This is a genomic window from Olleya sp. Hel_I_94, from assembly GCF_007827365.1.
In the GTDB taxonomy this organism is placed as follows: Bacteria; Bacteroidota; Bacteroidia; order Flavobacteriales; family Flavobacteriaceae; genus Olleya.
The window spans coordinates 1,036,915-1,061,510 of the sequence record NZ_VISI01000002.1; the positions used below are offsets into that span (position 1 = coordinate 1,036,915).

At 29.9% G+C, this 24,596-nt stretch carries 25 protein-coding genes and 1 riboswitch; of the genes, 12 read left to right on the plus strand and 13 right to left on the minus strand.

What is annotated here, in order from left to right; translation table 11 throughout:
- Positions 1 to 4: 4 nt before the first annotated feature.
- Positions 5 to 1,855 (minus strand): TonB-dependent receptor plug domain-containing protein, encoded by a 1,851-nt coding sequence (locus JM82_RS07740; RefSeq protein WP_145002134.1) that lies wholly within the window; start codon positions 1,853 to 1,855, stop codon positions 5 to 7.
- A 30-nt stretch (positions 1,856 to 1,885) separates the two neighbouring features.
- Positions 1,886 to 2,110: riboswitch (cobalamin riboswitch) on the minus strand.
- 182 nt (positions 2,111 to 2,292) lie between these two features.
- Here JM82_RS07740 and JM82_RS07745 point away from each other — a divergent pair.
- Genes JM82_RS07745 through JM82_RS07755 form a run of 3 tightly spaced genes read left to right on the plus strand, consistent with a single transcriptional unit; the run spans position 2,293 to position 5,274 of the window.
- Positions 2,293 to 3,450, plus strand: a complete 1,158-nt coding sequence (locus tag JM82_RS07745) for an ABC transporter substrate-binding protein (protein WP_145006684.1) — start codon at positions 2,293 to 2,295, stop codon at positions 3,448 to 3,450.
- Positions 3,447 to 4,478 carry a FecCD family ABC transporter permease gene (locus JM82_RS07750; protein WP_145002135.1) on the plus strand — a complete coding sequence of 344 codons (1,032 nt, stop codon included), beginning with the start codon at positions 3,447 to 3,449 and terminating at the stop codon, positions 4,476 to 4,478. The genes JM82_RS07745 and JM82_RS07750 overlap by 4 nt, the downstream gene beginning before the upstream one ends.
- Position 4,479: 1 nt before the next feature.
- Complete coding sequence (locus JM82_RS07755) at positions 4,480 to 5,274, plus strand: ABC transporter ATP-binding protein (RefSeq protein ID WP_145002136.1); 795 nt, start codon at positions 4,480 to 4,482, stop codon at positions 5,272 to 5,274.
- Positions 5,275 to 5,314: 40 nt separating this feature from the next.
- Here the strand turns inward: JM82_RS07755 and JM82_RS07760 are convergent, their stop codons facing one another.
- Complete coding sequence (locus tag JM82_RS07760; RefSeq protein ID WP_145002137.1) at positions 5,315 to 6,073, minus strand: hypothetical protein; 759 nt, start codon at positions 6,071 to 6,073, stop codon at positions 5,315 to 5,317.
- A 476-nt stretch (positions 6,074 to 6,549) separates the two neighbouring features.
- On the opposite strand from JM82_RS07760, the gene JM82_RS07765 reads away from it, so the two are divergent.
- Genes JM82_RS07765 through JM82_RS07785 form a run of 5 tightly spaced genes read left to right on the plus strand, consistent with a single transcriptional unit; the run spans position 6,550 to position 10,688 of the window.
- Complete coding sequence (locus tag JM82_RS07765) at positions 6,550 to 8,064, plus strand: reverse transcriptase domain-containing protein (protein ID WP_145002138.1); 1,515 nt, start codon at positions 6,550 to 6,552, stop codon at positions 8,062 to 8,064.
- Between the two features lie 52 nt (positions 8,065 to 8,116).
- The gene (gene rmuC / locus JM82_RS07770) at positions 8,117 to 9,502 is read left to right on the plus strand and encodes a DNA recombination protein RmuC (RefSeq protein ID WP_145002139.1); all 1,386 of its coding nucleotides are present in this window, start codon (positions 8,117 to 8,119) and stop codon (positions 9,500 to 9,502) included.
- A gap of 12 nt (positions 9,503 to 9,514) precedes the next feature.
- Entirely contained in the window at positions 9,515 to 9,880 is a 366-nt protein-coding gene (locus JM82_RS07775; RefSeq protein ID WP_145002140.1) for a 6-phosphogluconate dehydrogenase, read from the plus strand.
- A 2-nt stretch (positions 9,881 to 9,882) separates the two neighbouring features.
- A complete protein-coding gene (locus JM82_RS07780; protein ID WP_145002141.1) occupies positions 9,883 to 10,134 on the plus strand; it encodes a hypothetical protein in 252 nt (83 codons plus the stop codon).
- A complete protein-coding gene (locus JM82_RS07785; RefSeq protein ID WP_145002142.1) occupies positions 10,134 to 10,688 on the plus strand; it encodes an acyl-CoA thioesterase in 555 nt (184 codons plus the stop codon). Before JM82_RS07780 ends, JM82_RS07785 begins: the two co-directional genes overlap by 1 nt.
- 52 nt (positions 10,689 to 10,740) lie before the next feature.
- Here the strand turns inward: JM82_RS07785 and JM82_RS07790 are convergent, their stop codons facing one another.
- The 3 genes from JM82_RS07790 to rpmH form a co-directional block, all read right to left on the minus strand.
- Positions 10,741 to 11,370, minus strand: coding sequence for a T9SS type A sorting domain-containing protein (locus tag JM82_RS07790; RefSeq protein WP_145002143.1), 630 nt, complete (start codon positions 11,368 to 11,370; stop codon positions 10,741 to 10,743).
- A gap of 65 nt (positions 11,371 to 11,435) precedes the next feature.
- Entirely contained in the window at positions 11,436 to 14,288 is a 2,853-nt protein-coding gene (gene carB, locus JM82_RS07795) for a carbamoyl-phosphate synthase large subunit (RefSeq protein WP_145002144.1), read from the minus strand.
- A 101-nt stretch (positions 14,289 to 14,389) separates the two neighbouring features.
- Positions 14,390 to 14,551, minus strand: coding sequence for a 50S ribosomal protein L34 (gene rpmH, locus JM82_RS07800; protein ID WP_028281753.1), 162 nt, complete (start codon positions 14,549 to 14,551; stop codon positions 14,390 to 14,392).
- A 211-nt stretch (positions 14,552 to 14,762) separates the two neighbouring features.
- Here rpmH and JM82_RS07805 point away from each other — a divergent pair, with 211 nt between their 5' ends.
- Positions 14,763 to 15,341, plus strand: a complete 579-nt coding sequence (locus JM82_RS07805) for a DUF2892 domain-containing protein (protein ID WP_145002145.1) — start codon at positions 14,763 to 14,765, stop codon at positions 15,339 to 15,341.
- Between the two features lie 59 nt (positions 15,342 to 15,400).
- Here JM82_RS07805 and cls read toward each other — a convergent pair whose 3' ends face one another.
- From cls to JM82_RS07820, 3 genes are read right to left on the minus strand one after another with little or no spacing between them, the layout of a single operon-like run.
- A complete protein-coding gene (cls, locus tag JM82_RS07810) occupies positions 15,401 to 16,858 on the minus strand; it encodes a cardiolipin synthase (RefSeq protein WP_145002146.1) in 1,458 nt (485 codons plus the stop codon).
- Positions 16,859 to 17,788, minus strand: coding sequence for a lytic transglycosylase domain-containing protein (locus JM82_RS07815; protein ID WP_145002147.1), 930 nt, complete (start codon positions 17,786 to 17,788; stop codon positions 16,859 to 16,861).
- Positions 17,789 to 17,839: 51 nt separating this feature from the next.
- On the minus strand, positions 17,840 to 18,499 hold the full coding sequence (locus tag JM82_RS07820) for an alpha/beta hydrolase (RefSeq protein ID WP_145002148.1): 660 nt from the start codon (positions 18,497 to 18,499) through the stop codon (positions 17,840 to 17,842).
- A 124-nt stretch (positions 18,500 to 18,623) separates the two neighbouring features.
- Here JM82_RS07820 and JM82_RS07825 point away from each other — a divergent pair, with 124 nt between their 5' ends.
- Positions 18,624 to 18,920, plus strand: a complete 297-nt coding sequence (locus JM82_RS07825) for a GNAT family N-acetyltransferase (RefSeq protein WP_186439197.1) — start codon at positions 18,624 to 18,626, stop codon at positions 18,918 to 18,920.
- A gap of 222 nt (positions 18,921 to 19,142) precedes the next feature.
- A complete protein-coding gene (locus tag JM82_RS07830; RefSeq protein WP_409994624.1) occupies positions 19,143 to 20,762 on the plus strand; it encodes an ABC transporter substrate-binding protein in 1,620 nt (539 codons plus the stop codon).
- Between the two features lie 16 nt (positions 20,763 to 20,778).
- Here the strand turns inward: JM82_RS07830 and JM82_RS07835 are convergent, their stop codons facing one another.
- From JM82_RS07835 to JM82_RS07855, 5 genes are all read right to left on the minus strand, one after another.
- Positions 20,779 to 21,117 carry a lysoplasmalogenase family protein gene (locus JM82_RS07835; RefSeq protein ID WP_145002149.1) on the minus strand — a complete coding sequence of 113 codons (339 nt, stop codon included), beginning with the start codon at positions 21,115 to 21,117 and terminating at the stop codon, positions 20,779 to 20,781.
- A complete protein-coding gene (locus JM82_RS16600) occupies positions 21,095 to 21,484 on the minus strand; it encodes a lysoplasmalogenase family protein (protein ID WP_145002150.1) in 390 nt (129 codons plus the stop codon). Before JM82_RS16600 ends, JM82_RS07835 begins: the two co-directional genes overlap by 23 nt.
- Positions 21,485 to 21,486: 2 nt before the next feature.
- Positions 21,487 to 22,209: a lysoplasmalogenase family protein gene (locus JM82_RS07845; RefSeq protein ID WP_145002151.1), complete on the minus strand. Its 723-nt coding sequence runs from the start codon at positions 22,207 to 22,209 to the stop codon at positions 21,487 to 21,489.
- A 110-nt stretch (positions 22,210 to 22,319) separates the two neighbouring features.
- Entirely contained in the window at positions 22,320 to 23,495 is a 1,176-nt protein-coding gene (locus JM82_RS07850) for a GlmU family protein (protein ID WP_145002152.1), read from the minus strand.
- Between the two features lie 144 nt (positions 23,496 to 23,639).
- The gene (locus JM82_RS07855; RefSeq protein ID WP_145002153.1) at positions 23,640 to 23,891 is read right to left on the minus strand and encodes a type B 50S ribosomal protein L31; all 252 of its coding nucleotides are present in this window, start codon (positions 23,889 to 23,891) and stop codon (positions 23,640 to 23,642) included.
- A gap of 160 nt (positions 23,892 to 24,051) precedes the next feature.
- Here JM82_RS07855 and JM82_RS07860 point away from each other — a divergent pair, with 160 nt between their 5' ends.
- Entirely contained in the window at positions 24,052 to 24,582 is a 531-nt protein-coding gene (locus tag JM82_RS07860) for a DUF4199 domain-containing protein (RefSeq protein WP_145002154.1), read from the plus strand.
- Positions 24,583 to 24,596: the final 14 nt, after the last annotated feature.

Genomic DNA, 24,596 nt, shown 5'->3' on the forward strand with positions numbered 1-24,596 from the left:
TGATTTAAAATTTATAGTGTAATTGAATATTAAAATTTCTGTTTGGCATTGGTCTAAATGCTACGTTTTGATATAGTTTATTAAATAGATTATTTACTTTTAATCCCAACTCTAATTCGTGATTAAAATGTTGTAATAGTTTATAATTAACGCCTAAGTTGGCTACATTATAAGATTGCAAACTATAAAATGGACCTTTTAAATTATCGGAAGTTGTAAAGACGTCTCCATTAAATAGCTGCTGATAATGTGCGCAAAACCTTTTAAAGCTATAAGCTAATGTGGCATTAGCTTTATGAAAAGGCACATAAATTAATTGCTTGTTTGTTTCTAAATTTTCTGAAACTGTGTAAGAATAATTTGAGCTAAACGTTAATTGGTGATTATCATATTTTTTATTAATAGTCAAACCTACTTCTGCTCCATAACTATGGGCTTCAGCTATATTTTGTGGCGACCAAAACCCAGAGATATTTGGTTTCCATTGTATCAAATCTTTCGACTTAATATAATAGGTATTCAACTGTAGTTGCAACCAATTAAAGTCTAAAACATGACCTAAATCAAATTGATAAGACGATTCTGGTACTAAATTCAAATTACCTCCAGGTTGCCAAAACAAATCGTTAAATGTCGGAATTCTATAATTTTTTGACCCATTAATTTTGACCTTATAAAATTTGGTAATCCCAATCAAAGCGTCCATTGAAAACAATAATGGACTACTAAAATCAGAAGTCACATCTTGTCTTACATTAAAACCTAAATTTAAATTAGTGCTTGGATTATATTGTAATAATCCTGTAGCAGAAAATATAGATCGCTCTGGATTACCAAAACTACTGCCTTCACCTTTAAAAAGATTGTAATCTAAAATACTAGTAACACTTACCTGTTTAGATAATTTATAATTAAAATTATGTTTTGCCAGAAAAGTATTGACTTGTCCAAAAGTAAAAAACTCAGAATTTTTGTTTTGGTAAAACTCAAAAGACTCCTTTAAATACGCGACTTTAAAATTAGATTTATAGTTTTGATGGGTACTAACCCATTCCAACATCGACCTAGAGTTTTCATCTTCGTATTTACTTTTAGATGGTGTTGCAGTTGTTCCGGAAAACTCACGTTCACCAATAAAAGATTGATGGTATAATTTAATTACATCTTTTTCAGAAATAAAATAACCTAAATTAACATTAAGACTTAGATTATTAAATGCACCATTTTCATTTATTTTATCAGAGTCCAAATATTTGTAATCGTTATCAGAATCTATATAATTTACACCTAAATTAAAAGCAAATTTATCTTGTCCGTAATCTGTAACAAGACTAAAGTTTTTACTTTCAAAACTGCCATAGTTAAGTTTGACATCATTTTTTAAATGTTGCGTAAAACTTAATCTGTTATCCAAATGCACACTACCTCCAATTGCTCCACTTCCGTATTGCACACTACCTCCTCCATTTCTAATAACCACTTGATTAATGTTATTGGTATTTATGGTATTAAAATCCGTTTGACCATTTAACTGAGAGTTAATGTTTATACCATTCCAAATCACAGCAGTTTGCGAGGCATTAGTCCCTCTAAACGATGGTGAAGACACCATCCCATAACCGTTTTCTTTAAAATAAATATTAGAATTAAATCGTAATAAATCCGTAAAATTAGAAGTGTTTTTACTTAAAACAGAGTCGTTTAAAACAGTAACTTTAAATCCTGCAGCATTTTGTTTCAACTTAATATCACTAAGCTCAATAACATCTAAATATTGAACAGAGTCTAGCTGTGTTTGTGCAAAAGACACAACACTACAACATACAGCAATTAGTAATCCAATAGTTTTTTTCATAAATCTTAAAGATCTTTCTCCCGAAGATCATATTAGATGACAAATTCTGGCAGGTCTCCTGACTTGTTATATGTTACTCTACCTTCCCATTTTTAATAAAACAGTGGTCTAAGTTTGAATAACATCCTTTAAAAGGTGTCCAACCAATGTTGAACATAAACTTACAGTTGCGGGAACAGTTCTGGATTTAAACCAGATTCCCTTTTAATCGACTTTGCATTAGCACAAAGTCAAACCAAAATTCAGCGCGAATGTACTATTTTAAATTAATTCATTCTTCATTTTTCTTATTCATTTTATAGATTAAATAAATAAAGCCAATTAAAAAATGTAATAATATAATTCCTCCTACTATATATATTGTTAAATTTGAACCGTCTCTCATGACTAAAATTTTATATAAATTTAAAGGAAAATATTCCGCTAAAGCGCTACTAATGTTACAAAACAAAGCTTTTTTATTACTATTACTTTCATTTTTATTATTTCTAAATTGCAAGGAAGATCCAGGTATTGACAGGAAACTTCCTGCTTTAATACAAGAGGATAATAGTATCGCTTACGCTGAAGGATTTAGTATTACAAATCATAGTAATTTTAAAGTGTTAACCGTTAACAACCCTTGGCCTAAAGCAGAAAAAACCTATAAGTACGTTTTAATTAGTAAAGAAGACGCTGCAAAAACATCGTTTATGAAAGATGAATATGATGGTATTATTATTACTCCTGTAACATCTATAGTAGTAACCTCTACAACTCATATTCCTGCTTTAGAGCTTTTAAATGAAGAAAACTCATTAATTGGTTTTCCTGGCAGTGATTATATTTCTTCAGAAAAAATCAGACAGCGTATTGATAATGGACACGTAAGAGAATTAGGTAAAAACGAAGGTTTAAACACCGAAGTTTTATTAGAGTTAAATCCAAATGTTGTCGTTGGATTTGGTGTTGATGGCACAAGTAAATCTTTAAAAACAATAAGTAATGCTAGAATACCTGTAATTTACAATGGTGATTGGGTAGAAAAAACACCTTTAGCTAAAGCCGAATGGATTAAGTTTTTTGGTGCACTATATAATAAAGAAAAACAAGCAGATTCTGTATTTAAAACTATCGAAACCAATTACAAAGCAGCAAAACAATTAGCGCAAACCGTCACTGAGCGACCAACAGTAATTAGTGGTGCAATGTATAAGGATGTATGGTATTTACCAAATGGAACCAGTACCGAAGCTCAATTTTTAAAAGACGCAAATGTCGATTATTTATATGCAGACACTAAATCTCAAGGCAGTTTAGCATTAAGTTTTGAAGCTGTTTTTGAAAAAGCAAAACATGCTAATTTATGGTTAAGTCCATCTTATTATAGTAGCATGGAAGCTTTACAAACCGCTAATACGCATTACACGCAATTTGATGCTTTTAAAAATAATGCTATCTATACTTTTGCAAATACAACCGGAAAAACAGGAGGCGTTTTGTATTATGAACTTGGTTTATCTAGACCTGATTTAGTTTTAAAAGACATCATTAAAATTTGTCATCCAGACTTATTGCCAGATTATCAAACTTACTTTTTTAAACCGTTAAAGTGATAACATCCAAATCTTATACCATTCCCTTTATAGTATTAGCAGTTTTGCTTTTACTATTATTTATGGTAAACATTAGTTTAGGATCTGTATCCATAGCTTTTAATACTATTATAGACAGCTTTTTTACAAATTCGGATAGTTTAAACAATCATCAATATATAATACAAAACTATCGTTTACCAAAAGCCATTACAGCTGTTTTGGTAGGCTCTGGTTTAGGTATTTCTGGGTTATTAATGCAAACCCTTTTTAGAAATCCTTTAGCTGGTCCTTTTGTTTTAGGGATTACCTCTGGAGCAAGTTTAGGGGTTGCATTAGTTATTCTAGGCAGCAGCATTTTTGGTGGATTTTTAGCTACTTTTTTACTTACTAAATGGAGTTTAGTAATTGCTGCAAGTTTAGGTAGTTTTTTAGTGTTATTATTAGTCCTAATTGTATCTTCTAAAGTTAGAGATACTATGGCTATTTTAATTATCGGATTAATGTTTGGTAGTATTACAGCTGCAATAGTTAGTGTACTATCCTACTTTAGTAGTGCAGAACAATTACAGCAATACATTTTTTGGGGTTTTGGTAGTTTAGGAGATTTGGACTGGAACGAGGTTACTATTTTTGCCATCATTTATGGTATTGGCATCCTGTTTAGTATCCTATCAATTAAAGGTCTTAACACCTTATTATTGGGCGAAAATTATGCTAAAAGCTTAGGTTTAAACATTAAACAAAGTCGATTATTAATTATTATTGCCACTAGCCTACTAGCAGGTACTATTACTGCTTTTGCAGGACCAATAGCCTTTATTGGCTTAGCAATTCCGCATGTTACTAGACAAGTTTTTAATACGTCCAATCATAAAATATTATTACCTGCTGTATTTTTATTTGGTGCCATTATTATGCTAATTTGCGACAGTATTGCCCAATTACCAAATACAGATTATATGCTACCTATAAATGCTATTACCTCTTTATTTGGTGCACCAATTGTAGTTTGGTTATTAGTTAGACAACGTAAAATGGTCTTTTAAAATGAAAGAAAACAACCAACATAACATCCTAAAAACTGATAATTTAACTGTTGGTTATCAGTCTAAAAAAACACAAACTATTGTAGCATCAAATATTAATATTGCTTTAAATAAAGGCGAATTAATTGGATTAGTTGGTGGTAATGGGATTGGTAAATCCACACTTTTAAAAACACTAACAAAGGTTATATCACCTTTAAGTGGTCAAGTTTTAATAAATAATCAAAGTTTAGATAACTACTCTAATTTAGAACTTGCCAAAACTTTAAGTTTAGTATTAACAGAGCCTATTGCTGCAAAAAACTTAACCGTGTTTGAATTGGTTGCTCTAGGACGTCAACCTTACACCAATTGGGTTGGTAATTTGTCTGACACAGATGTAACAATTATAAATAATGCAATCAAGCAAACAACTATTGAAGACTTAAAACATAAAAAATGTTTCGAGCTTAGTGATGGTCAACTTCAAAAGGTTATGATTGCTCGTGCTTTGGCACAAGATACCGATTTAATTATTTTAGACGAACCTACGTCGCATTTAGACATGTATCACAAAGCATACATCCTAAAACTGCTTCAAAAACTAGCTAAAGATACCGGAAAAACCATCTTATTTTCATCTCACGAAATTGATCTAGCTATCCAATTATGCGATAGTATGATTGTCATGTCAAACCATGGAATAGTTAGTGACTCACCTTGTAATTTAATCGAAAAAGGTGCGTTTTCTAACCTATTTCCGGAAGATATGATTGTTTTTGACGAAAAAACAGGCAGTTTTAGGGTTAAAAAGTAATCTTACGTCATACTGAACTTGTTTCAGTATCTAATACTAATTAGGCTTTTGAAGTATCTACATCTGGTTTAGGATTATGAGGAACTAAAGTTGGAAATGGTTGCTTATCTATAAAACATTCCATTGGTAAAAAATCTTCACTGAACTTCATTTGGTTTGAATTAAACCATTTTACCTTATAAAGTATTTTAGAAATTATTTTTTTCTTACTTCCGTTTGGATAAAATAAATCTTCTCCTAATTCTTCTTTATAACCGCATAAAACAAACTCTGGTGTTGCATAATTAACAACATATTGAAAAGTTTCTCTTTTTTCAATAATTGGATCATCACTTTCTTTTGTAATGGATTCATTTTTAACAGAACTTCTTTTTTTAAGAATTTCTAATTTTTTTGTTTTAAAATATACAATATTTCCATATAAATAACTAGAATCTTTATACTTAGAAACTTCATCAATTACACTATCATAATCAGAATCTTCTTCTTTTTTTTCTCCATCCATTCTAGAAATATAAAAGTTTTTAAATCCATTTAACATAGTTTCATAAACAACTACAGTCTTAAATTCACTTTTATTATCATCAAAAAAAACACAAGTATATTTAATACGTTCTGCTATAGTTTTACCATTACTAGTGTCAACTATTTTCTTTTTTTTATCTTCAAAAAACACTTCTTTGACAACCATAAATGGAGGCACTAACTTTCCGTCTCCTTTGATATATCTATCATATAATAATGGATGCGTCTTAAATGTTACTATATCTCCAATTCCAAATTTATTTTCTAATGCCATTCTATATCTTATTTTGTATTTAATAATAGAAAAATACTATATTTACTTTAAAGTAAGGAAGTTCTTTAGTTAAAAGGAATAAAACATTTGTTGAACTACTGTATTGATTTTTAATCAATCACTTAATCCGACTTTTTTAAAGTAAAAAAGGATAATAAATATGGAGATTAAGAAAACAGTATATTTCTTCAGATAAACAAACATTTATCGATAAATATTCGTTTATCTTCAGAAAGAATAGTACAACTTCAGTTAATTTAGAAAACTTTAGGGGCTTTCCCTTGAAGCATGTGATTATTTGAATCATATATATTATTATTTGTATTAAAGCTAACACCTGTCCATACATTTGGTAAGGTACGTAAAACTGCAACGTGAGTCGAGAACTCGGCTAATGGTTCAATCCTTCTTAAAAGGTGTAAGTTTTATTCTGTTATAAATACGTGCGAGAGCTTCTCTTACTTTTTATTTAAATTATGAGAGCAGAAAAAGATTGGTTTAAAGACAGAGGATATCCACATTTTACTAATAAGACACCAATGTCTATTAGACAAAATATTAAGCGCTATGTTACCAATCACAAAAAAGTAGCAAAACATGCCTTCTCTCCTCTTATTTTTAAAGAAATTAAACAAAGACGTTATAAAGTATCAGACTTTAACGGTGTACAAAAACGGTCTCATAAAAAGATTAAAGACGGTAAAGTCGTTTCAAACACCAAAATTAGAGAAATACTTTATGCAACACACTTAGATGCTCATGTTTACTCATATTATGCACAACAAATAATTACACCAAAATATGAGGCTTATTTAAAGCAAGACACTTTATTATCTAATGCTATAACTGCCTACAGACAAATAGAAACAGATGACAAAGTAAAGTTTAAAAACAACGTACATTTTGCAAAAGATGTATTTAATGAAATTAAAAGACGAGAAAATTGCGTTGCACTTGTTTTAGATATCGAGAATTTTTTTCCTAGTTTAAATCATAAAAAATTAAAACTAGCTTGGGCCAAAATTTTAGGTCATAAAACACTTCCTAAAGACCACTTTAATATTTTTAAAGCAACTACCAGATTTTCTTATGTTAAACTCAAAGATTTAAAAACAAAAAATGGTCATTTTGATGAAAAGGAGCTAGCAAAACATAAAAAAGAAGGTAAACACACATTTTTTAATAGTATTAAAGATTTAATTGATTCTGATATAATAATTCATAAGAACCAAAAAAAGAATAAACAAAAAGAATTAATAGGTATTCCTCAAGGCTTACCAATTAGTGCTTTATTAGCTAATATTTACATGCTTGCTTTTGATGAATCTGTTATAAAAGAATTAACACTAAAACATAAAGTTTTTTATAGACGGTATTCCGATGATATTGTTATGATTTGTAAACAAAATCAAATAACATTAATTGAAGAATTTGTAGAAAGTGTAATGATAAAAAACAAATTAACCGTATCGTTAGAAAAAACTGAGAAAACACTTTTTAAAATAAATAAAGGACGATTACAATCTTATAAAATAGATAATGATAATAGCTTAAAAGAAAACGTACCTTTAAACTATTTAGGTTTTGAATTTTATGGCTATCAAACTTTAATTAAATCTAAAAACTTAGCTAAGTTTTACAGAGAAATGAAGGAAACAGTTAATCGAAAACATAAACGAGTTGAAACTATAAAAGAAAAACACTTATTAGACGAAGCTCCAATATTTAAAAGAAAAATTTATAGACTGTTTAGTTACAAAGGAGAAAAATCTCGACTACTACCTGCTAAACGAACAAATTACAGCAACGGTAAAGCAAAAACAGAATATTTTGACAGAAAATTTAGAGGTAACTATTTAAGATATGCTTACAGAGCTTCAGATGATTTAGAAGCTCCAGAAATAAAAAGGCAGTTACGTAATCATTGGAAAATTCTTCAAAAAACAATGAAAAAGTATGATTTTTCAAATGTTAATAAAGACAGCAAGTAATAAATAATAAAACTTATATTTTATTACTTTTACAATAATTCAACTTTTTACCATGAACGACAACATTATCCTTGTTTTGGCTATTTTAATTGCTGCAATAATTGGTGGTTATTTAGGTATGCTTTTCACTAAACTTAAAAGTAAAAGCGAAAAAAGCACCTTGGAAGAAAGGAATGCTAATTTACAACAGCAACTATCGGATTTAAAACAGTTTTACACCACTGAAAGCGAAAGACAAAACGCGACATTTAACACCCAATTACAAGATTTAAAACAAACTATTTCTAAAATTGAAATAGAACGAGAAGGTATACGACGTGAAAAGGATATTTTAAATGAAGATTTGGCTAGAAAAAATGCAGATTTTGAAAACCTTCAACAATTAAACCTTAAACGTGAGGAAGAGCTAGAACTTAGACAAGAGCAGTTACGCAAAGATTTTGAGCTATTAGCAACTAAAATTTTAGATGAAAAAAGCGAAAAGTTCACTCTTCAGAATAAAGAAAACATCAAAAATATTTTAAATCCACTACAAGAAAAAATACTAACCTTCGAGAAAAAAGTAGATGATACTCAAAAGGAAAGTATTAGTATGCATAGTGCTTTAAAAGAGCAACTATTAGGTTTAAAAGATTTAAACCAGCAAATGACTAAAGAAGCCACCAACCTAACTAGAGCATTGAAAGGTGATAGTAAAATGCAAGGAAATTGGGGAGAATTAGTTTTAGAACGTGTCCTTGAAAAATCTGGATTAGAAAAGGATAGAGAGTATTTTGTACAACAAAATTTTACCAGAGCGGATGGCTCTAGAGTGTTGCCAGATATAGTATTACACTTACCTGACAATAAAAAAATGATCATTGACAGTAAGGTGTCTTTAACAGATTATGAGCGTTACGTGAATGCTGAAGATGACGAGCGTGAGTTATATTTAAAAGCCCACATCAATTCTATAAGACGACACGTAGACCAATTATCTGATAAAAAGTACGAAGATTTATATGATATAGAAAGTCCTGACTTTGTCCTGCTTTTTATCCCAATAGAGCCTGCGTTTGCAGTTGCTATAAATGCTGATAATAGTTTATACAATAAAGCATTCGAAAAAAACATAGTTATTGTTACACCTGCCACGTTATTAGCAACTTTAAGAACAGTTGACAGCATGTGGAATAACGAAAAGCAGCAACAAAATGCTATCGAAATTGCAAGACAAGCTGGCGCTTTATATGATAAATTTGAAGGTTTAGTTAAAGACTTAACTGGTGTTGGAAAAAAAATAGACGATGCTAAAAAGGATTATTCCGCTGCAATGAATAAATTAGTAGAAGGAAAAGGAAACCTAATTACAAGTGTTGAAAAATTGAAAAAATTAGGTGCTAAAGCTAAAAAAGCATTACCAGAAACTATTATTAAAAGAGCAGAATTTGACGATTAACACAAAACAATTATGATAAAATTTTTAGTAAAAGCCTTAGTTATTATAGTCCTAATTTTAGTAGGATATTTTTGTTTTATATACTTTGCAACGTACAGTGAAGGTGTTAGAGCAGGAGAATTAGTTAAATTTAGCAGTAAAGGTGTTATGTTTAAAACCTGGGAAGGCGAGGTCAGTCAAGGTGTGTCTGAAGCTCAACTTTTTGAATTTTCTGTAGAGGATAAAGAGAAACAGGTTATTAATGATTTAAATCGTTTACAGGGTAAATTTGTAAAACTTTCGTATTTTGAACGTTACAAAACCTTCTTTTGGTTAGGTGATACTAAGTACTTTATTACTAAGGTAGAAGAAGATAAAGAACGACGTTCTAATTATTAATTATGACAGATTCTACTCAAAATGTAATATACAAATGGAGCTTAAGAGCTAAATATATTTTTATATTTATTGCAGGAGCAGGACTACTGTCTTTTGGTTTTGATACGCTTATAGAGCCAGGAAAATTTAGTAAAAGAGAAGAATTAAATAACTTTATTATTATCATGTGTCTCTTTTTTGGACTGGCTTTAATTATTGTCGGATTTTACAGAAAAAACCAAATTGAATATTACATACAACAACAAAAACTATAATGAAAGCATATAAAAAAGCAGACGATTCTAGAATTAGTATTTCCGAATTAATGTTACCGTCACACTCTAACTTTAGTGGAAAAATACATGGTGGTTACATACTAAATTTGATGGATCAAATAGCTTTTGCTTGTGCTTCTAAACATTCTAAAACCTACTGTGTGACTGCTAGTGTAGATACTGTAGATTTTTTAAGTCCTATTGAGGTTGGCGAACTAGTAACCATGAAAGCTTCTGTAAATTTTGTTGGAAACACATCTATGGTTGTTGGTATACGTGTAGAGGCTGAAAATATACAAACTGGTATCGTAAAGCATTGTAACTCGTCTTACTTTACAATGGTTGCCAAAGATGATAATGGACAATCCATGGAAGTTGCTGGACTTATTTTAAATGATAAGGTAGAAGTCAAACGTTTTTTAAAAGCTATTAAGCGAATGGAGACTAAAAAACAACGACAATATGAGTTTGATCATGAAGATTTTTCGCACACAGATTATCTTCCAATATTAAAAGATTACAAAGTTAGAATAGATTTACCTGATAATTTTTAAAATAAAAAAAGCCTTCAAGAAATGAAGGCTTTTTTATTTTAAAAGGCTTGTATTAAATTTTTACAAATCGTTTAGTTATTGTGGTCCCTGAACTAACAGAAGTTATTTTTATTAAATACACACCATCATTCCAATTAGAAATAGACAAACTAGTCTTTAATTGACTAATTGTTTTTGATAGTACTTTTTTACCTAAAACATTATACACTTCAATAGTCAAATCTTCTTTAAACTGAGAAGGTATTTCGACATTTAAAGTCGATGATGCAGGATTTGGATACAGATTTATCGCAGATAAACGTGTTGCAAAATCAGGCACACTTAAAGTCCCTTCTGGTACTACTGTAATTACACCAAACATACTTGTTGGATGTGGATTACATTGGTATGTATTTGTACCAACGGATGTAAACGTATGCGAAAACGTTGCTCCTGTAGTCATAAAACCACTTACAAAATTATCTGAGGATGTACCTCCTGTTCTTTCTACATTATGCGTACCAGTAGAATACCAATCCCAAATAACTGTATCTCCAACCTCAATAGTGCGATCTGCATTATTATTAGGTCCTGTTGCATTAGAGTTAGAGCCGAAACTCCAATCTATATTAACTGTTTGGTTTTGAGCTGATACGCTTAAAGCTACAAAAGCAAATAAAATAAATAGTAGTTTTTTTGTCATAATCTCTTTTATTGTAAAATACAAAAATTAATTATAACCTCCTAAAAACCAATTAATTATTTTTATTACTTGCTTAAATACATTTTTCGTCTTGCATATAAATCGTAAAACTGATCATCTTTTAAATCGTCTATAAACAAAATACTTTCTCCAGTACTTTTCATTTCTGGCCCAAGTTTTTTATTGACATTATGAAATTTATTAAAAGAAAACACTGGCTGTTTAATAGCATAACCTTTTAACTGTGGGTTAAAATTAAAGTCAGTAACTTTCTTTTCGCCTAACATAACTTTAGTTGCATAATTTACATAAGGCTCTCCATAGGCTTTAGAAATAAATGGAACTGTACGTGATGCTCTTGGATTAGCTTCAATGATGTAAACTATATCATCTTTAATAGCAAACTGTATATTAATTAACCCAACCGTATTTAATGCTAATGCAATTTTCTTGGTATGGTCTTTTATTTGCTGCATTACAAACTCTCCTAAATTAAAAGGTGGTAATGTTGCGTTACTATCACCTGAGTGGATTCCGCAAGGCTCTATATGCTCCATTATACCAATGATGTAAACATTTTCTCCGTCGCAAATAGCATCTGCTTCAGCTTCAATAGCTCCATCAAGATAATGGTCTAATAACAGTTGATTTCCAGGCATACGTCTTAATAAATCAACGACATGCTCCTCTAAATCTTGTTTATTAATTACAATCTTCATCCCTTGTCCTCCAAGTACGTATGAAGGTCTAACTAATATTGGAAAATCTAGCACGTCTGCAATTGCAGCTGCTTCATCTGCAGTTGTAGCAATATCAAATTCTGGATAAGGAATATTGTTTTCTTTAAGCATGTTAGAAAACAACCCTCTATCTTCCGCTAAATCTAGAGCTTCAAAACTAGTTCCTAAAATTTTAATTCCGTATTTAGATAGTTTTTCAGCAAGTTTTAAAGCGGTTTGTCCACCTAATTGCACGATAACACCTTCTGGTTTTTCATGTCTAATGATGTCATAGATATGTTCCCAAAAAACGGGTTCAAAATATAATTTATCTGCTGTGTCAAAGTCTGTAGATACTGTTTCTGGATTACAGTTAATCATGATGGTTTCATAACCACATTCTGTAGCAGCTAATACACCATGTACACAACAATAATCAAACTCGATACCTTGTCCAATCCTGTTTGGTCCTGATCCTAAAACGATAACTTTTTTCTTATCAGAAACTATACTTTCATTATGCGCATAACGTGTTCCATCAGCTGTTTCTACATCATTTTCAAATGTTGAGTAATAGTAAGGTGTTTTAGCTTCAAACTCGGCAGCACAAGTATCTACAAGTTTGTAAACACGATTAATACCTAACTCGTCCCTTTTATTATATACTTGACTTTCTAAACAGCCTAACATATGTGCTATTTGTCTGTCTCCATACCCTTTTTGTTTAGCTTCTAGAAGTAAATCTCTTTGGATGGTGTCTATTTTAAAGGTCGAAATTTCTTTTTGCAATTGGTGCAATTCTTCATATTGACGTAAAAACCACATGTCAATTTTAGTAATTTCATGTATACGACTTAAAGGAATTCCCATTTGAATGGCATCATAAATTACAAACACGCGATCCCAACTTGCGTAGGTTAGCTTTTCAATAATTTGTTCGTAATTAGTATAACCTTTACCGTCAGCACCTAAACCATTACGTTTAATCTCTAAAGATTGTGTTGCTTTATGAAGTGCTTCCTGAAAAGAACGTCCAATACCCATAACCTCTCCTACTGACTTCATTTGCAGTCCTAGTGTACGATCACTTCCTTCAAACTTATCAAAATTCCAACGTGGTATTTTAACAATTACATAATCTAAAGTTGGCTCAAATAATGCTGATGTAGATTTAGTAATTTGGTTTTCTAACTCATCTAAATGATAACCTATAGCTAATTTTGCAGCTATTTTTGCAATTGGATATCCTGTTGCTTTACTAGCTAAAGCTGAAGAACGAGATACACGAGGATTAATCTCGATAGCAATTATATCTTCGTTTTCATCTGGACTAACTGCAAATTGTACGTTACAACCACCAGCAAAGTCACCAATATTACGCATCATATGGATAGCCATATCACGCATTTTTTGATATGTTTTATCACTTAATGTCATTGCAGGAGCAACAGTAATGGAGTCTCCTGTGTGGATCCCTATTGGATCCATATTTTCAATAGAACAAATAATTACTACATTATCATTAGAATCTCTTAGTAATTCAAGCTCGTATTCTTTCCAGCCAATTAAGGCTTTGTCAATCATGACTTCGTGAATTGGAGAAATTTCTAATCCACGTGTTAATAACTCGTCAAAATCTTCTTCTTTATATACAAAAGAAGCTCCTGCTCCACCCAATGTAAATGAAGCTCTTATAATTAATGGAAACCCAAACTCTTGGGCAATTTCTTTACCTTTAAGGTATGATGTCGCAGTTGCTTGAGGAGCCATAGGCACACCTATTTTAAGCATTAACTCTCTAAACTGTTCTCTATCCTCTGTAATATTAATAGCGTCAATATTGACACCTATAATCTCTACATCAAAGTCTTTCCAAATGCCTTTTTCATCTGCTTCAATACATAAATTAAGTGCAGTTTGTCCACCCATTGTAGGTAGTACTGCATCAATTTGAGGATGTTCTTTTAAAATTTGAACAATAGACTTTGTATTAAGAGGCAACAAATATACATGATCAGCCATACTTGGGTCTGTCATGATTGTTGCTGGATTAGAATTGATTAAAATAGTTTCGATTCCGTCTTCTCTTAAAGATCTTAGTGCTTGCGTACCAGAGTAATCAAACTCACAGGCTTGCCCAATAACGATAGGACCTGAACCAATAATAAGAATAGACTTTAACTTAGGATTTTTTGGCATTTTAGTTTGTTTTTTTCGATTATCAAAAATAGTAATTATTAGATACAAAAAAAGGCGTTACACCTAAGTAACGCCTTTAAAATGTTAACAATTGTTAAACATTATTTTTTATGTCTAGTTTCAGATGAAACAGATATTTTCTTTCTTCCTTTAGCACGACGACGAGCTAATACCTTTCTACCATTAGCAGAAGCCATTCTTTCTCTAAAACCATGTTTATTTCTTCTTTTTCTCTTTGATGGCTGAAACGTTCTTTTTGGCATTGTCTTATTTTTTTAAAATCTGAATAGTATATGTTTTATTTAGTTTTATGCTTTACGTAAAACTGAGCGCAAATATACAACGAGTTTTTTATTTCACAAACCTAATTTAAAAAATATTTTTAAAGATTTTTTTAGTTTCTTTGTACTCCAATAAAAATAACGCTTAAAAACGTTACAAATCAAGTAATACAAGACTTTTAAAATTTAAAAAATGTACAATAAAGTAATAAAACTAATATTAGCAATCGGAATTTTTGGTGTAGCCATCTGGCAATTTGTGGAAGGAAACATCGGTAATGGTATCATGTACATCTTTTTAGCCCTAATATTTGTCTTCTTATATTTTAAAAATGAATTTATTTTATTAGCTTTTTTAAGATTGAGAAAACAAGATTTTCCTGGTGCTAAAAAATGGTTAGATAAAATTAAAAATCCAGATACTGCTTTAGTTAAAAAGCAACAAGGGTATTATAACTTTTTAAATGGTATTATGGTTTCTCAGGATAATATGACTGAAGCTGAACGTTATTTTAAAAAAGCAGAGCAATTAGGTTTATCTATGGATCATGATATGGCAATGGTTAAACTTAATTTAGCTGGAGTTGCAATGTCTAAAAGAAGAAAGCAAGAAGCAGTTACATTATTAGCCGAAGCACAAAAGCTTGATAAACAAGGTATGTTAACTGATCAAATAAAAATGATGAAAGAAAACATGAAACGCGCACAAGCACCTAAACAACACTTTGGTCAAGGTGGATCAATACGTGCACAAAAAAGACGTAGTAGATAATTATTCTTTTATAAATTAAAAAGGGTCAAACTAATTAAAACTAGTTTGACCTTTTTTTTTTACAGTAAAGGCGCCCAAAGTCTACAATAGGCTTCTTGTATACGCTTAATATTAGATCGCTCTGTCCATTGCTCTAGATTAACTTGGATAGCACTTTCTAGGTCATTATTAAATATGCTTTTAGCTTCAATTGCTTTTTCTTTATTATAGATAAGCGCGTTGATTTCAAAATTAATATTAAAGCTTCTGTAGTCCATATTACAGGTTCCTATAGTTGTAAAGACATCATCCACAACCATAGTTTTAGCATGAATAAAGCCTTTTTCATATCTATAAATTTTGACATTGGCTTCTAATAATTGTTCTAGATATGAGTTTGTGGCATGTTTTGCTGTCCACGAGTCCGATTTATCTGGAATTAGAAGCTTAACATCTACTCCACTTTTTGATGCCACTTGCATAGCTGTAATGATTTGATCATTAGGAATAAAATAAGGCGTTGTTATGTACACGTAATCTTCGGCAGTTACAATTGCAAAAAATATAGCTTCCATAATATTAGCCCAGTCTGTATCTGGACCACTTGCTGCTATTTGTACTGGAGTAATTGTTTTAACCTTGTTTTGCGGAAAAAACGAACGGTTTAATGTCAAGCTAGTATCTGCTACAAAATTCCAATTGGTTAAAAATTGAGTTTGTAAGGTAAAAACAGATTCGCCAATAATTTTTAAATGTGTATCTCTCCAATAGTCTTTATTTTTGGGATAATTAACGTAAGTATCAGATACATTTATTCCGCCTACATAACCTATTTCACCATCTATAATCACAATTTTTCTGTGATTTCTATAATTCATTTTACCTGTAAATCTAGGAAACAATACTGGCATAAAAGCAAAATATTGTACTCCAGCATTGGTTAGTTTTTTCTTCATTTTAGAAGAAATTTTACTACCTACATCGTCAAAACTAAGTCTTACCGTTACGCCTTCCTTGGCTTTTTTACACAATAGATCTAAAAATCTAGTACCTATTTTATCGTCTTTTAAAATGTAATATTCAATATGAATATGTTTTTTAGCAGTGTCAATATCCTTAAAAAGCTTCTCAAATTTATTTTCGCCATTAATTATGATTTCTACATCATTAAATTTAGTTAATGGTGATTTATCATTTTTTTGAAGCAGATGAATTAATCTAATTTGATCTTCGTCAATTTTAGCTTCGTATTGCGTTAAGGATTCTGGCTGAATCTTTAAATCTTTATTAATAGATTGTATTAAATGGTTATTTAACACGTCTTTTCGATTAAAAATCTTATCCTTTCTATACTCTTGACCAAAAAAGTAATAAACTACTAATCCAAAAAAAGGAAACACTAACAATACAATGATGTACGTTAGTGTTTTTGTTGGATTTATTGATTTAAATAAAATAGTGGCAACTGCAATTATTACCAATATGTAATTGATAACAATTGCTATAGTCCACCAATTTTGAGTAAAAAAATCAAGCATTTATGGATTAGTTTGGTAGTAACCCTCTCTTGGGATATCAATAAAATATTGTTTTCTAGAACTATTATTTAAATGAGGTTCTCTTAACCAAGGGTTGTGTAATTTTAATATTTTATAGTTTATGCCAAATTGCTTAGCAAAACCTGCAAAGTCAGTTACTGCAGTATCTACAGCTACTTGATAGGTTGGCACTGCTTTATACAAATCTTTGTCTCTAAAATTAAATCCATAAGCATCTGGATTAGATAAAATTTCTTTTAAAGCTATTATTCTAAACACATACCTTCCTGTTTCTTCACCTAAAAGCAAATCATAATAACTAGTCACATCTTGTTCTTTTAAGCGTCTAGAAATACCATAATTACCTGCATTATATGCTGCTGCTGCAGATGTCCAAGATCCTAAACTTTCTTTAGCTTTTTTTAAATAATCACAAGCTACTTCTGTGGCTTTTTCTAAATTATAACGTTCGTCTACATTATCGTTTACTTCTAATCCATGTTCGCGACCTGTTGCTTTCATGATTTGCCAAAACCCACTTGCTCCTGCTGGAGAACGTGCATCTGTTAAACCACTTTCAATAACTGCCAAATATTTAAAATCGTCTGGTATCCCGTTTTTTGCTAAAATAGGCTCGATAATAGGGAAATATTTTTTGGCACGCTTAAACATTAACAAACCATTAGATTGCCAATAGGTATTAACTAATAGCTCTTTATCCATGCGCTCATAAATATCTGGATTTGATAATGGTACAGCTTCTCCTGCAAACTCCAAATAGCTTGGCATTTGAATTGCGTATACATTATAATCGTTTATTATTTTTTTCTCAAAATTCTCGTCAGTAGGAGCGTCTTGATAGGCGTTAATAAATAACAATCCTAAAACGCCTAAGCCAACAATAGCTAAACTTTTTTGTACAATCTTCATCTTCTTATCTTTTGTTTAAATTTAAAATTTTTTATTCAAACCACTTAATATTTAAGCGATTAGTTTTGGTAAGTTTTCATTAAACCATTTATATTTATTAATAATCATGATATGTGTACCTCCTTTTATACTTACGCATGCTCCTAAATTAGCGAAAGGAAATACTTTATCATTGTCACCATGAATATGGATTACATTATCTAATGCTTGGTCTTGATCCCAACAAACCACTTGCTGTATTGCCCAATCCAGATACATTTTATCGCTTACCGACAAATATTTTTTATATAACTCAATACGTTTAGTTATAGTATTACCAAACGCATATTTAGCCAATAAATCAACATTACTAAGTAATTGTGTGGGTAGTATTTTATATGCTTTTGTCATACGCAACAGACGCATTCTTTTAGGCAACTCGTGTTTGGTCTTTACACTGGATACTATTATAATTTTATTGTACTTAATATACTTACTCATTTCTTGCACTAAAATCCCTCCAAAAGATACACCTAAAAGTACTGGATTATCATGTTTTACATCTTCACACATGCGTTTTGCATAGCTAGATAATGTTTCATTTGGATTGGGTAATTTCCATTCTAACCAGTAAATTTTAAATTGATTTTCCGGTAATTTAATGTGCTCAAATATCGTAGGATTAGCAGCCATACCAGGCATTAGATAAACAGGTATTACTTCTTGATTCATAAGCTTTTAACAATAAACAAACACAGTGCTATTAGATTTTTGAGTATCTTTGTGCTGTAAAGCTATAAAATAGTTTGGTACTATTTTTGAAACTCCCCTAATAATTAATAAAACTTTATACATTATGATTGATGCAGCTGAGTTAGTTGACAATGATTTTTTACGTCAATTTGAACTGAAAATTGATAATCATTTCGCTAAAATAGAATACTCTTTACAAGAAAGAAAAATCTTTTTAACTAAATTAATAGTGCCTGAGGAGCAGGATAATGAAGATTTTGTAAACGAGTTTTTAAAAATTGTTTTTGACAATATTGAAGAACGTAATTTAAGCGTAATGCCTACCAGTCCAGAAATAGCAAAATTTATGAGGCGCAATAGGCAATACAAAAAACTTTTACCTGTAGGTGTCAGAATCTAACTTTTACAATAAAAACATAATTAAAACCGAAGCTAATACCTTCGGTTTTTTTTTGAAATAAACATTATACTAATTATAGTTATGCTACTAAAAACAATTAAACTATGCTAAAACTATAAAAAAAAGAATTAGCTATATTGTGTATATTTACACTATATAATTTTAGTTTAAAAAAAGCACTTTTCTTTACACTAAAAAAAAAGAAACAGTAATAACAGCACCTTGACAACTATTATAACTAACAAAGCATTACCTATATATAGCTTAATTTTTATTTTTACCTTTTTAGTATCTTGTAAGGATACTAAAAAGGTAAACAATGACCATTTAGTTTTTAGATATAACGAACACAAAAACATAGGATCACTAGATCCTGCATTTGCAAAAGACAACGCAGATATTTGGGCAATCCATCAATTATTTAATGGATTGGTTCACATGGATGACAGTTTACATGTTAAACCCAGCATTGCTAAAAACTGGACACTATCAGATAATGGTTTAAGCTATAATTTTGTACTAAAAAACAATGTCTATTTTCATAAACATAAATTATTTGGTAAGGATTCTACCAGACTAGTTACTGCTTCTGACTTTGAATATAGTTTTAACCGATTGTTGGATAAAAATATAGCGTCGTCAGGTCAGTGGATTTTTAATAAAGTAAACACCTTTAAAGCGATAAACGACACCATTTTTAATATTACTTTAAAACAACCTTTTCCTGCATTTTTGGGTTTGTTAACAATGAAGTATTGTAGTGTGGTCCCTAAAGAAATAACAGAATACTATGGTAGTGATTTTAGATCAAATCCAATAGGCACAGGTCCTTTTAAATTTAAGCGCTGGGAAGAAAACATCAAACTGGTTTTTAGAAAAAATGAAAACTATTTTGAAACTTCTAAAGATGGTCAAAAACTACCACATTTGGAAGCTGTAGCTATTACCTTTTTACCTGATAAGCAGAGTGAATTTATGCAATTTATTCAAGGTAATTTAGACTTTTTAAACAGCTTAGACGCCTCTTATCAAGATGAAATATTGACTACAAATGGAGAATTAAGAGATAAATATATTAATATTATAAACATAAATAGAGGTCCTTACTTAAATACAGAATATTTGGCTTTTTATATGGATTCTGATTTAAATGAAATCCAATCCAAACAAATACGTGAAGCTATAAATTATGGCTTTGACAGAAAAAAAATGATGACCTATTTACGTAACGGAATTGGAATAGCTGCAAATGGTGGATTTATACCAAAAGGGTTACCAGGTTACAATGCTAATATTGGATACACTTACCAACCCGTAAAAGCAAAAAAACTTATTGCTGAATACAAAGCACAAAACAATAATAGAACGCCAGAAGTAACAATTACTACCACTAGTAATTATCTTAACTTTTGCGAATACATACAACGCGAGCTTATTAAAATTGGTTTAAATATAAAGGTAGATGTCATTCCTGCATCAACTTTAAAAGAAGGTAAAGCCAACGGAAAATTAGATTTATTTAGAGCTAGTTGGGTTGCAGATTATCCAGACGCTCAAAATTATCTATCATTATTTTATTCAGAAAATTTTGCGCCAAATGGTCCAAATTATACTCATTTTAGCAATACTGATTTTGATAAATGGTACAACCAAGCTTTTAATACTACTGAGGCATCTGAAAGAACTAAATTGTATACCAAAATGGATAGTTTGGTTATAAAAAATGCTCCTATAGTGCCTTTATACTATGATGAAGTGATTAGATTTACTCAAAAAAATGTTATTGGACTAGGCAATAATCCTATCAATTTATTAGAATTAAAGCATGTTAAGAAACAATAGTTAATCGATTTGATTTTTATATTCTAGAGATAAGTTCACTATTTTCAACATAGTTAGGTTTGTCAATCATTAAACCTAAAATTATAAGATATTGTCCAAATCCATAACCAAACATTACTATAAAATCCTGGAATAGGATGTCTCCATAAAATGTTTTAACTACCATTGTAGCCTCAGAGAATACAAATAAAACTACACCAGATAAAACTGTATAATAGCTTTTGTTACTTGCTACATCTTTTCTAAGATAAGCAAAAAGAGTCATGACTAAGGATATAAAAAAATACAACGTTACTGGTATAAAATACCCTTTAAGGTTTACAAAAATTAGATTATACAAAAACGCAACAAACAAAAAAACAAACTACTAAAAATGGTAGCAAACGCTTATTACTAAAGTCTTCCTTGTGTGTAAATTTAAAAATGTAGATTAATTTACCAACTACAAAAAGTATTAAACTAATAATAAACTTTACTTTATTTAAGTGGTCAATAATTAAAATATCACCTATAAAAAAAATAATTAATCCATAAAAAACATACCTATTGTTCAACTTGTTTTTCTTGTAAACACAATAACCCGTAAATATTATAAGAGTGACTAGCACAAATATTTTAGAATAATACCTGTAAGGAATTATAGGCAAATTAGTTTTTACATAAATATCTAAAAATAACAAAGCCAAAAATACAGGTGTAAAATAGCGTATTAATTTATCCATAATTATGTATTCACTTTCAGTATTTCATTATTATCGATAGCTCTACTTTCTTTTAGTACTCCCAATATAATCATGTACTGAGACAAACAATAAAAAAACATAACAGTAATTTTATTATAAGCAATTAATGGGTCATAAAATATTTTAAGGATATTAATACTATCTGCTATCATTGAGAAAAACACACCAAATAAGACTAACCAAAAACTTAATCCATTGACCTCACTTTTTCTTAAATAAGCAAATTGCATTAATAACAGTACTACAAATAAGTAGATTAAAAATGGAAAAAAATAATGACCTAAATTATTATACACCAAATCTGTGATAATAGTCATGTAAGCAAAACCAAGTATTAAAAAAGGAATTAATTTAGAAATTTTGAAATCTTTACTATTTAAAAATCGTATCGAATAACAAATTTTAGCTCCAATAAATAAAAAAGCTGCAAATACAAAATGAGTCATTTCGCCAGAATTTCCTGTAATAAAAAAAACATCTCCAATTATAAATAAAGATAAAGCATAAATTACCAGTCGTTTTTTAGAAATGTCCTTTTGCTTAGTTTTAAATAAATAAAAAACTAATAAAGTAATGCCTAGAGCTAATTTAGTAAAGTATCTATAGGAATATAACGCTTCATTATTCTTAAAAAAAGAATCTAAAACGTATAGAAAAAGATATAAGATGGTAAATCTAAGCGTATTTTTAAAAATAAAACTCATATTGATTATTATGCCTAATCAATATAAAAATTTAATTCAGAATTAACCCATAAAAACTTACAATTTCGACGAATAACCTTTGATCACCAATAGATTGTACTAAATAAGGATTACTCTTTTCTGTACTTTTTAGAATCTTCAAAAACTTGAGTTAAAATAGCTTCGTCTTGACTAGAAAATTCCACACCTCTTCTTGCCATAACAACTTTAGCAACCTCAAAAGCTTTAGACGTTAAATAGGTTGTAAAACCAGAAGCGCCTCCCCAACTATAACTTGGCACAAAATTTCTTGGAAAACCACTACCAAAAATATTGGCATTAACACCAATAACGGTTCCTGTATTAAACATTGTATTAATACCGCATTTACTGTGATCTCCCATCATTAAACCACAAAACTGTAATCCCGTTTTAGCAAAACGTTCTGTTTCATAATCCCATAGTTTAACTTCTACATAATTATTTTTAAGGTTAGAATTATTAGTATCTGCACCTAAATTACACCATTCACCTATTACGGAATTCCCTAAAAACCCATCATGTCCTTTGTTAGAGTACCCAAATAACACTGAGTTATTAACCTCGCCTCCTACTTTACTATGTGGTCCAATTGTAGTTGGTCCATATATTTTTGCTCCTAATTTTAAAGTTGCATGATCACATAAAGCTAAAGGACCTCTAACCAAACTCCCTTCCATTACCTCTGCATCTTTACCAATATAAATTGGTCCTGCACTAGCATTTAATGTTGCAAACTGGACAACTGCTCCTTCTTCAATAAAAATGTTTTCTGGTGCAATAATATTATTACTTGTGGGTATTGGTTCAGATTTTCTGTCTTTAGTTAACAATTCAAAATCCTGTTGTATAGCTTCTCCGTTTTTAGAAAATATCTCCCAAGTGTGTTCAATTTTAGTAATATCATTATCAAACTCAATAGCTTCATACGTATCAAAATCTATGTCTTCCTGAGTATCTGTTGTATAAAAAGCAATTATATCCTCATCTTTAAAAATGGCTTGATTTTTTTCTAACCCTATAATCAATTCAACTAATTCATTATTTGGTAAATAAGATGCATTTAGCATAACATTTTCTTCTAACTCAACCATAGGATATTTATCTGCCAAATAATCTTCTGTTACTGTTGTAGTTGTGGTTTGTAAATACATCTCCCACTTCTCTCTAATAGTCAGTATACCAACTCTGATATCTGCAACAGGTCTAGTATAAGTAAATGGAAGTAATTGGTTGCGTACTGGTCCATCAAAAAGGATATAATTCATTGTGGTTTTATTTTAAATTTAAACATCAAAACACTATTAAGCATTTTACTTTTGTGTTTAGCATTCAAAAATAGTTGAAAATAAGATAACAAAAAAAGCCTTTCATAAAAATGAAAGGCTTTTAAAATATAGTTAACGCTAAAATTATTTTTTAAATTTTGCGTATTTGTTTTTGAATTTATCGATACGACCTGCAGTATCAATTAGTTTAGACTTACCTGTATAAAATGGGTGAGACGTTCTAGAAATCTCCATTTTAATAACTGGATATTCAACACCATCAACTTCAATAGTTTCACTAGTGTTTGCAGTAGACTTAGTTAAAAATACGTCATCGTTTGACATGTCTTTAAATGCTACCATTCTATAATTTTCTGGATGTATACCTTTTTTCATCGCTAAATGCTTTTTTATCTTAACTAAATTCGAGGTGCAAATTTAAGTATTTTTTACAAATGAGCAACTAATTTATGAAAAAAAATTAATTATGTAATATTGTAACATATTATTGCACTTTAAGACTAATAGATTATTAACTAATTAACTCAACAAAATTATGGAAAAAACTATAAAATCAATCGCAATTAATTTTGGTCTGTACCTTGGTGCAACCTTAGGAGGAATCACTGTATTAGCCTATGCTTTGTATTTAGACCTATTAACTAAATGGTGGTTAGGTATTTTATTATTTGTTATAATTATTGTCTACGGAATTATTTCTGTATCAAAATCTAAAGCATCATTAGATGGTTATATTTCATTTAAAGAAAGTTTTAGCTCCTATTTTATTACGGTTGCAATAGGTGTAATAATTAGCACTTTGGTAAGTGTACTTGTTTTTAATTTTATCGACCCTGAAGCTGCTGTTGCTTTAAAAGAAAAAACAATTGAAGCAACATTACAAATCATGAAAAATTTTAACGCTCCTGAAGAAGAAATCGCTAAAACTTTAGATCTTATGGAAGCGCAAAAAAACCAATTCGCGTTAATGCCACAAATACAATCAACAGCCATGTTTTTAGTAATACAAGCTGTTATTGGACTTATTGTTTCATTAATAATGAAAAAAACTAACGAAGACCTATAATAGTTTTATATTTG

Coding starts and splice junctions, on each gene's coding strand:
- JM82_RS07850 (WP_145002152.1), bottom strand. CDS start 23,495: ATGAATTATATCCTTTTTGATGGACCAGTACGCAACCAATTACTTCCA.
- JM82_RS07760 (WP_145002137.1), bottom strand. CDS start 6,073: ATGGCATTAGAAAATAAATTTGGAATTGGAGATATAGTAACATTTAAG.
- JM82_RS07815 (WP_145002147.1), bottom strand. CDS start 17,788: ATGAAGATTGTACAAAAAAGTTTAGCTATTGTTGGCTTAGGCGTTTTA.
- JM82_RS07775 (WP_145002140.1), top strand. CDS start 9,515: ATGATAAAATTTTTAGTAAAAGCCTTAGTTATTATAGTCCTAATTTTA.
- JM82_RS07780 (WP_145002141.1), top strand. CDS start 9,883: ATGACAGATTCTACTCAAAATGTAATATACAAATGGAGCTTAAGAGCT.
- JM82_RS07820 (WP_145002148.1), bottom strand. CDS start 18,499: ATGAATCAAGAAGTAATACCTGTTTATCTAATGCCTGGTATGGCTGCT.
- JM82_RS07805 (WP_145002145.1), top strand. CDS start 14,763: ATGTACAATAAAGTAATAAAACTAATATTAGCAATCGGAATTTTTGGT.
- JM82_RS07755 (WP_145002136.1), top strand. CDS start 4,480: ATGAAAGAAAACAACCAACATAACATCCTAAAAACTGATAATTTAACT.
- JM82_RS07765 (WP_145002138.1), top strand. CDS start 6,550: ATGAGAGCAGAAAAAGATTGGTTTAAAGACAGAGGATATCCACATTTT.
- JM82_RS07790 (WP_145002143.1), bottom strand. CDS start 11,370: ATGACAAAAAAACTACTATTTATTTTATTTGCTTTTGTAGCTTTAAGC.
- JM82_RS07825 (WP_186439197.1), top strand. CDS start 18,624: ATGATTGATGCAGCTGAGTTAGTTGACAATGATTTTTTACGTCAATTT.
- JM82_RS07745 (WP_145006684.1), top strand. CDS start 2,293: ATGTTACAAAACAAAGCTTTTTTATTACTATTACTTTCATTTTTATTA.
- JM82_RS07845 (WP_145002151.1), bottom strand. CDS start 22,209: ATGAGTTTTATTTTTAAAAATACGCTTAGATTTACCATCTTATATCTT.
- rmuC (WP_145002139.1), top strand. CDS start 8,117: ATGAACGACAACATTATCCTTGTTTTGGCTATTTTAATTGCTGCAATA.
- JM82_RS07855 (WP_145002153.1), bottom strand. CDS start 23,891: ATGAAAAAAGGTATACATCCAGAAAATTATAGAATGGTAGCATTTAAA.
- JM82_RS07785 (WP_145002142.1), top strand. CDS start 10,134: ATGAAAGCATATAAAAAAGCAGACGATTCTAGAATTAGTATTTCCGAA.
- rpmH (WP_028281753.1), bottom strand. CDS start 14,551: ATGCCAAAAAGAACGTTTCAGCCATCAAAGAGAAAAAGAAGAAATAAA.
- JM82_RS07740 (WP_145002134.1), bottom strand. CDS start 1,855: ATGAAAAAAACTATTGGATTACTAATTGCTGTATGTTGTAGTGTTGTG.
- cls (WP_145002146.1), bottom strand. CDS start 16,858: ATGCTTGATTTTTTTACTCAAAATTGGTGGACTATAGCAATTGTTATC.
- JM82_RS16600 (WP_145002150.1), bottom strand. CDS start 21,484: ATGGATAAATTAATACGCTATTTTACACCTGTATTTTTGGCTTTGTTA.
- carB (WP_145002144.1), bottom strand. CDS start 14,288: ATGCCAAAAAATCCTAAGTTAAAGTCTATTCTTATTATTGGTTCAGGT.
- JM82_RS07860 (WP_145002154.1), top strand. CDS start 24,052: ATGGAAAAAACTATAAAATCAATCGCAATTAATTTTGGTCTGTACCTT.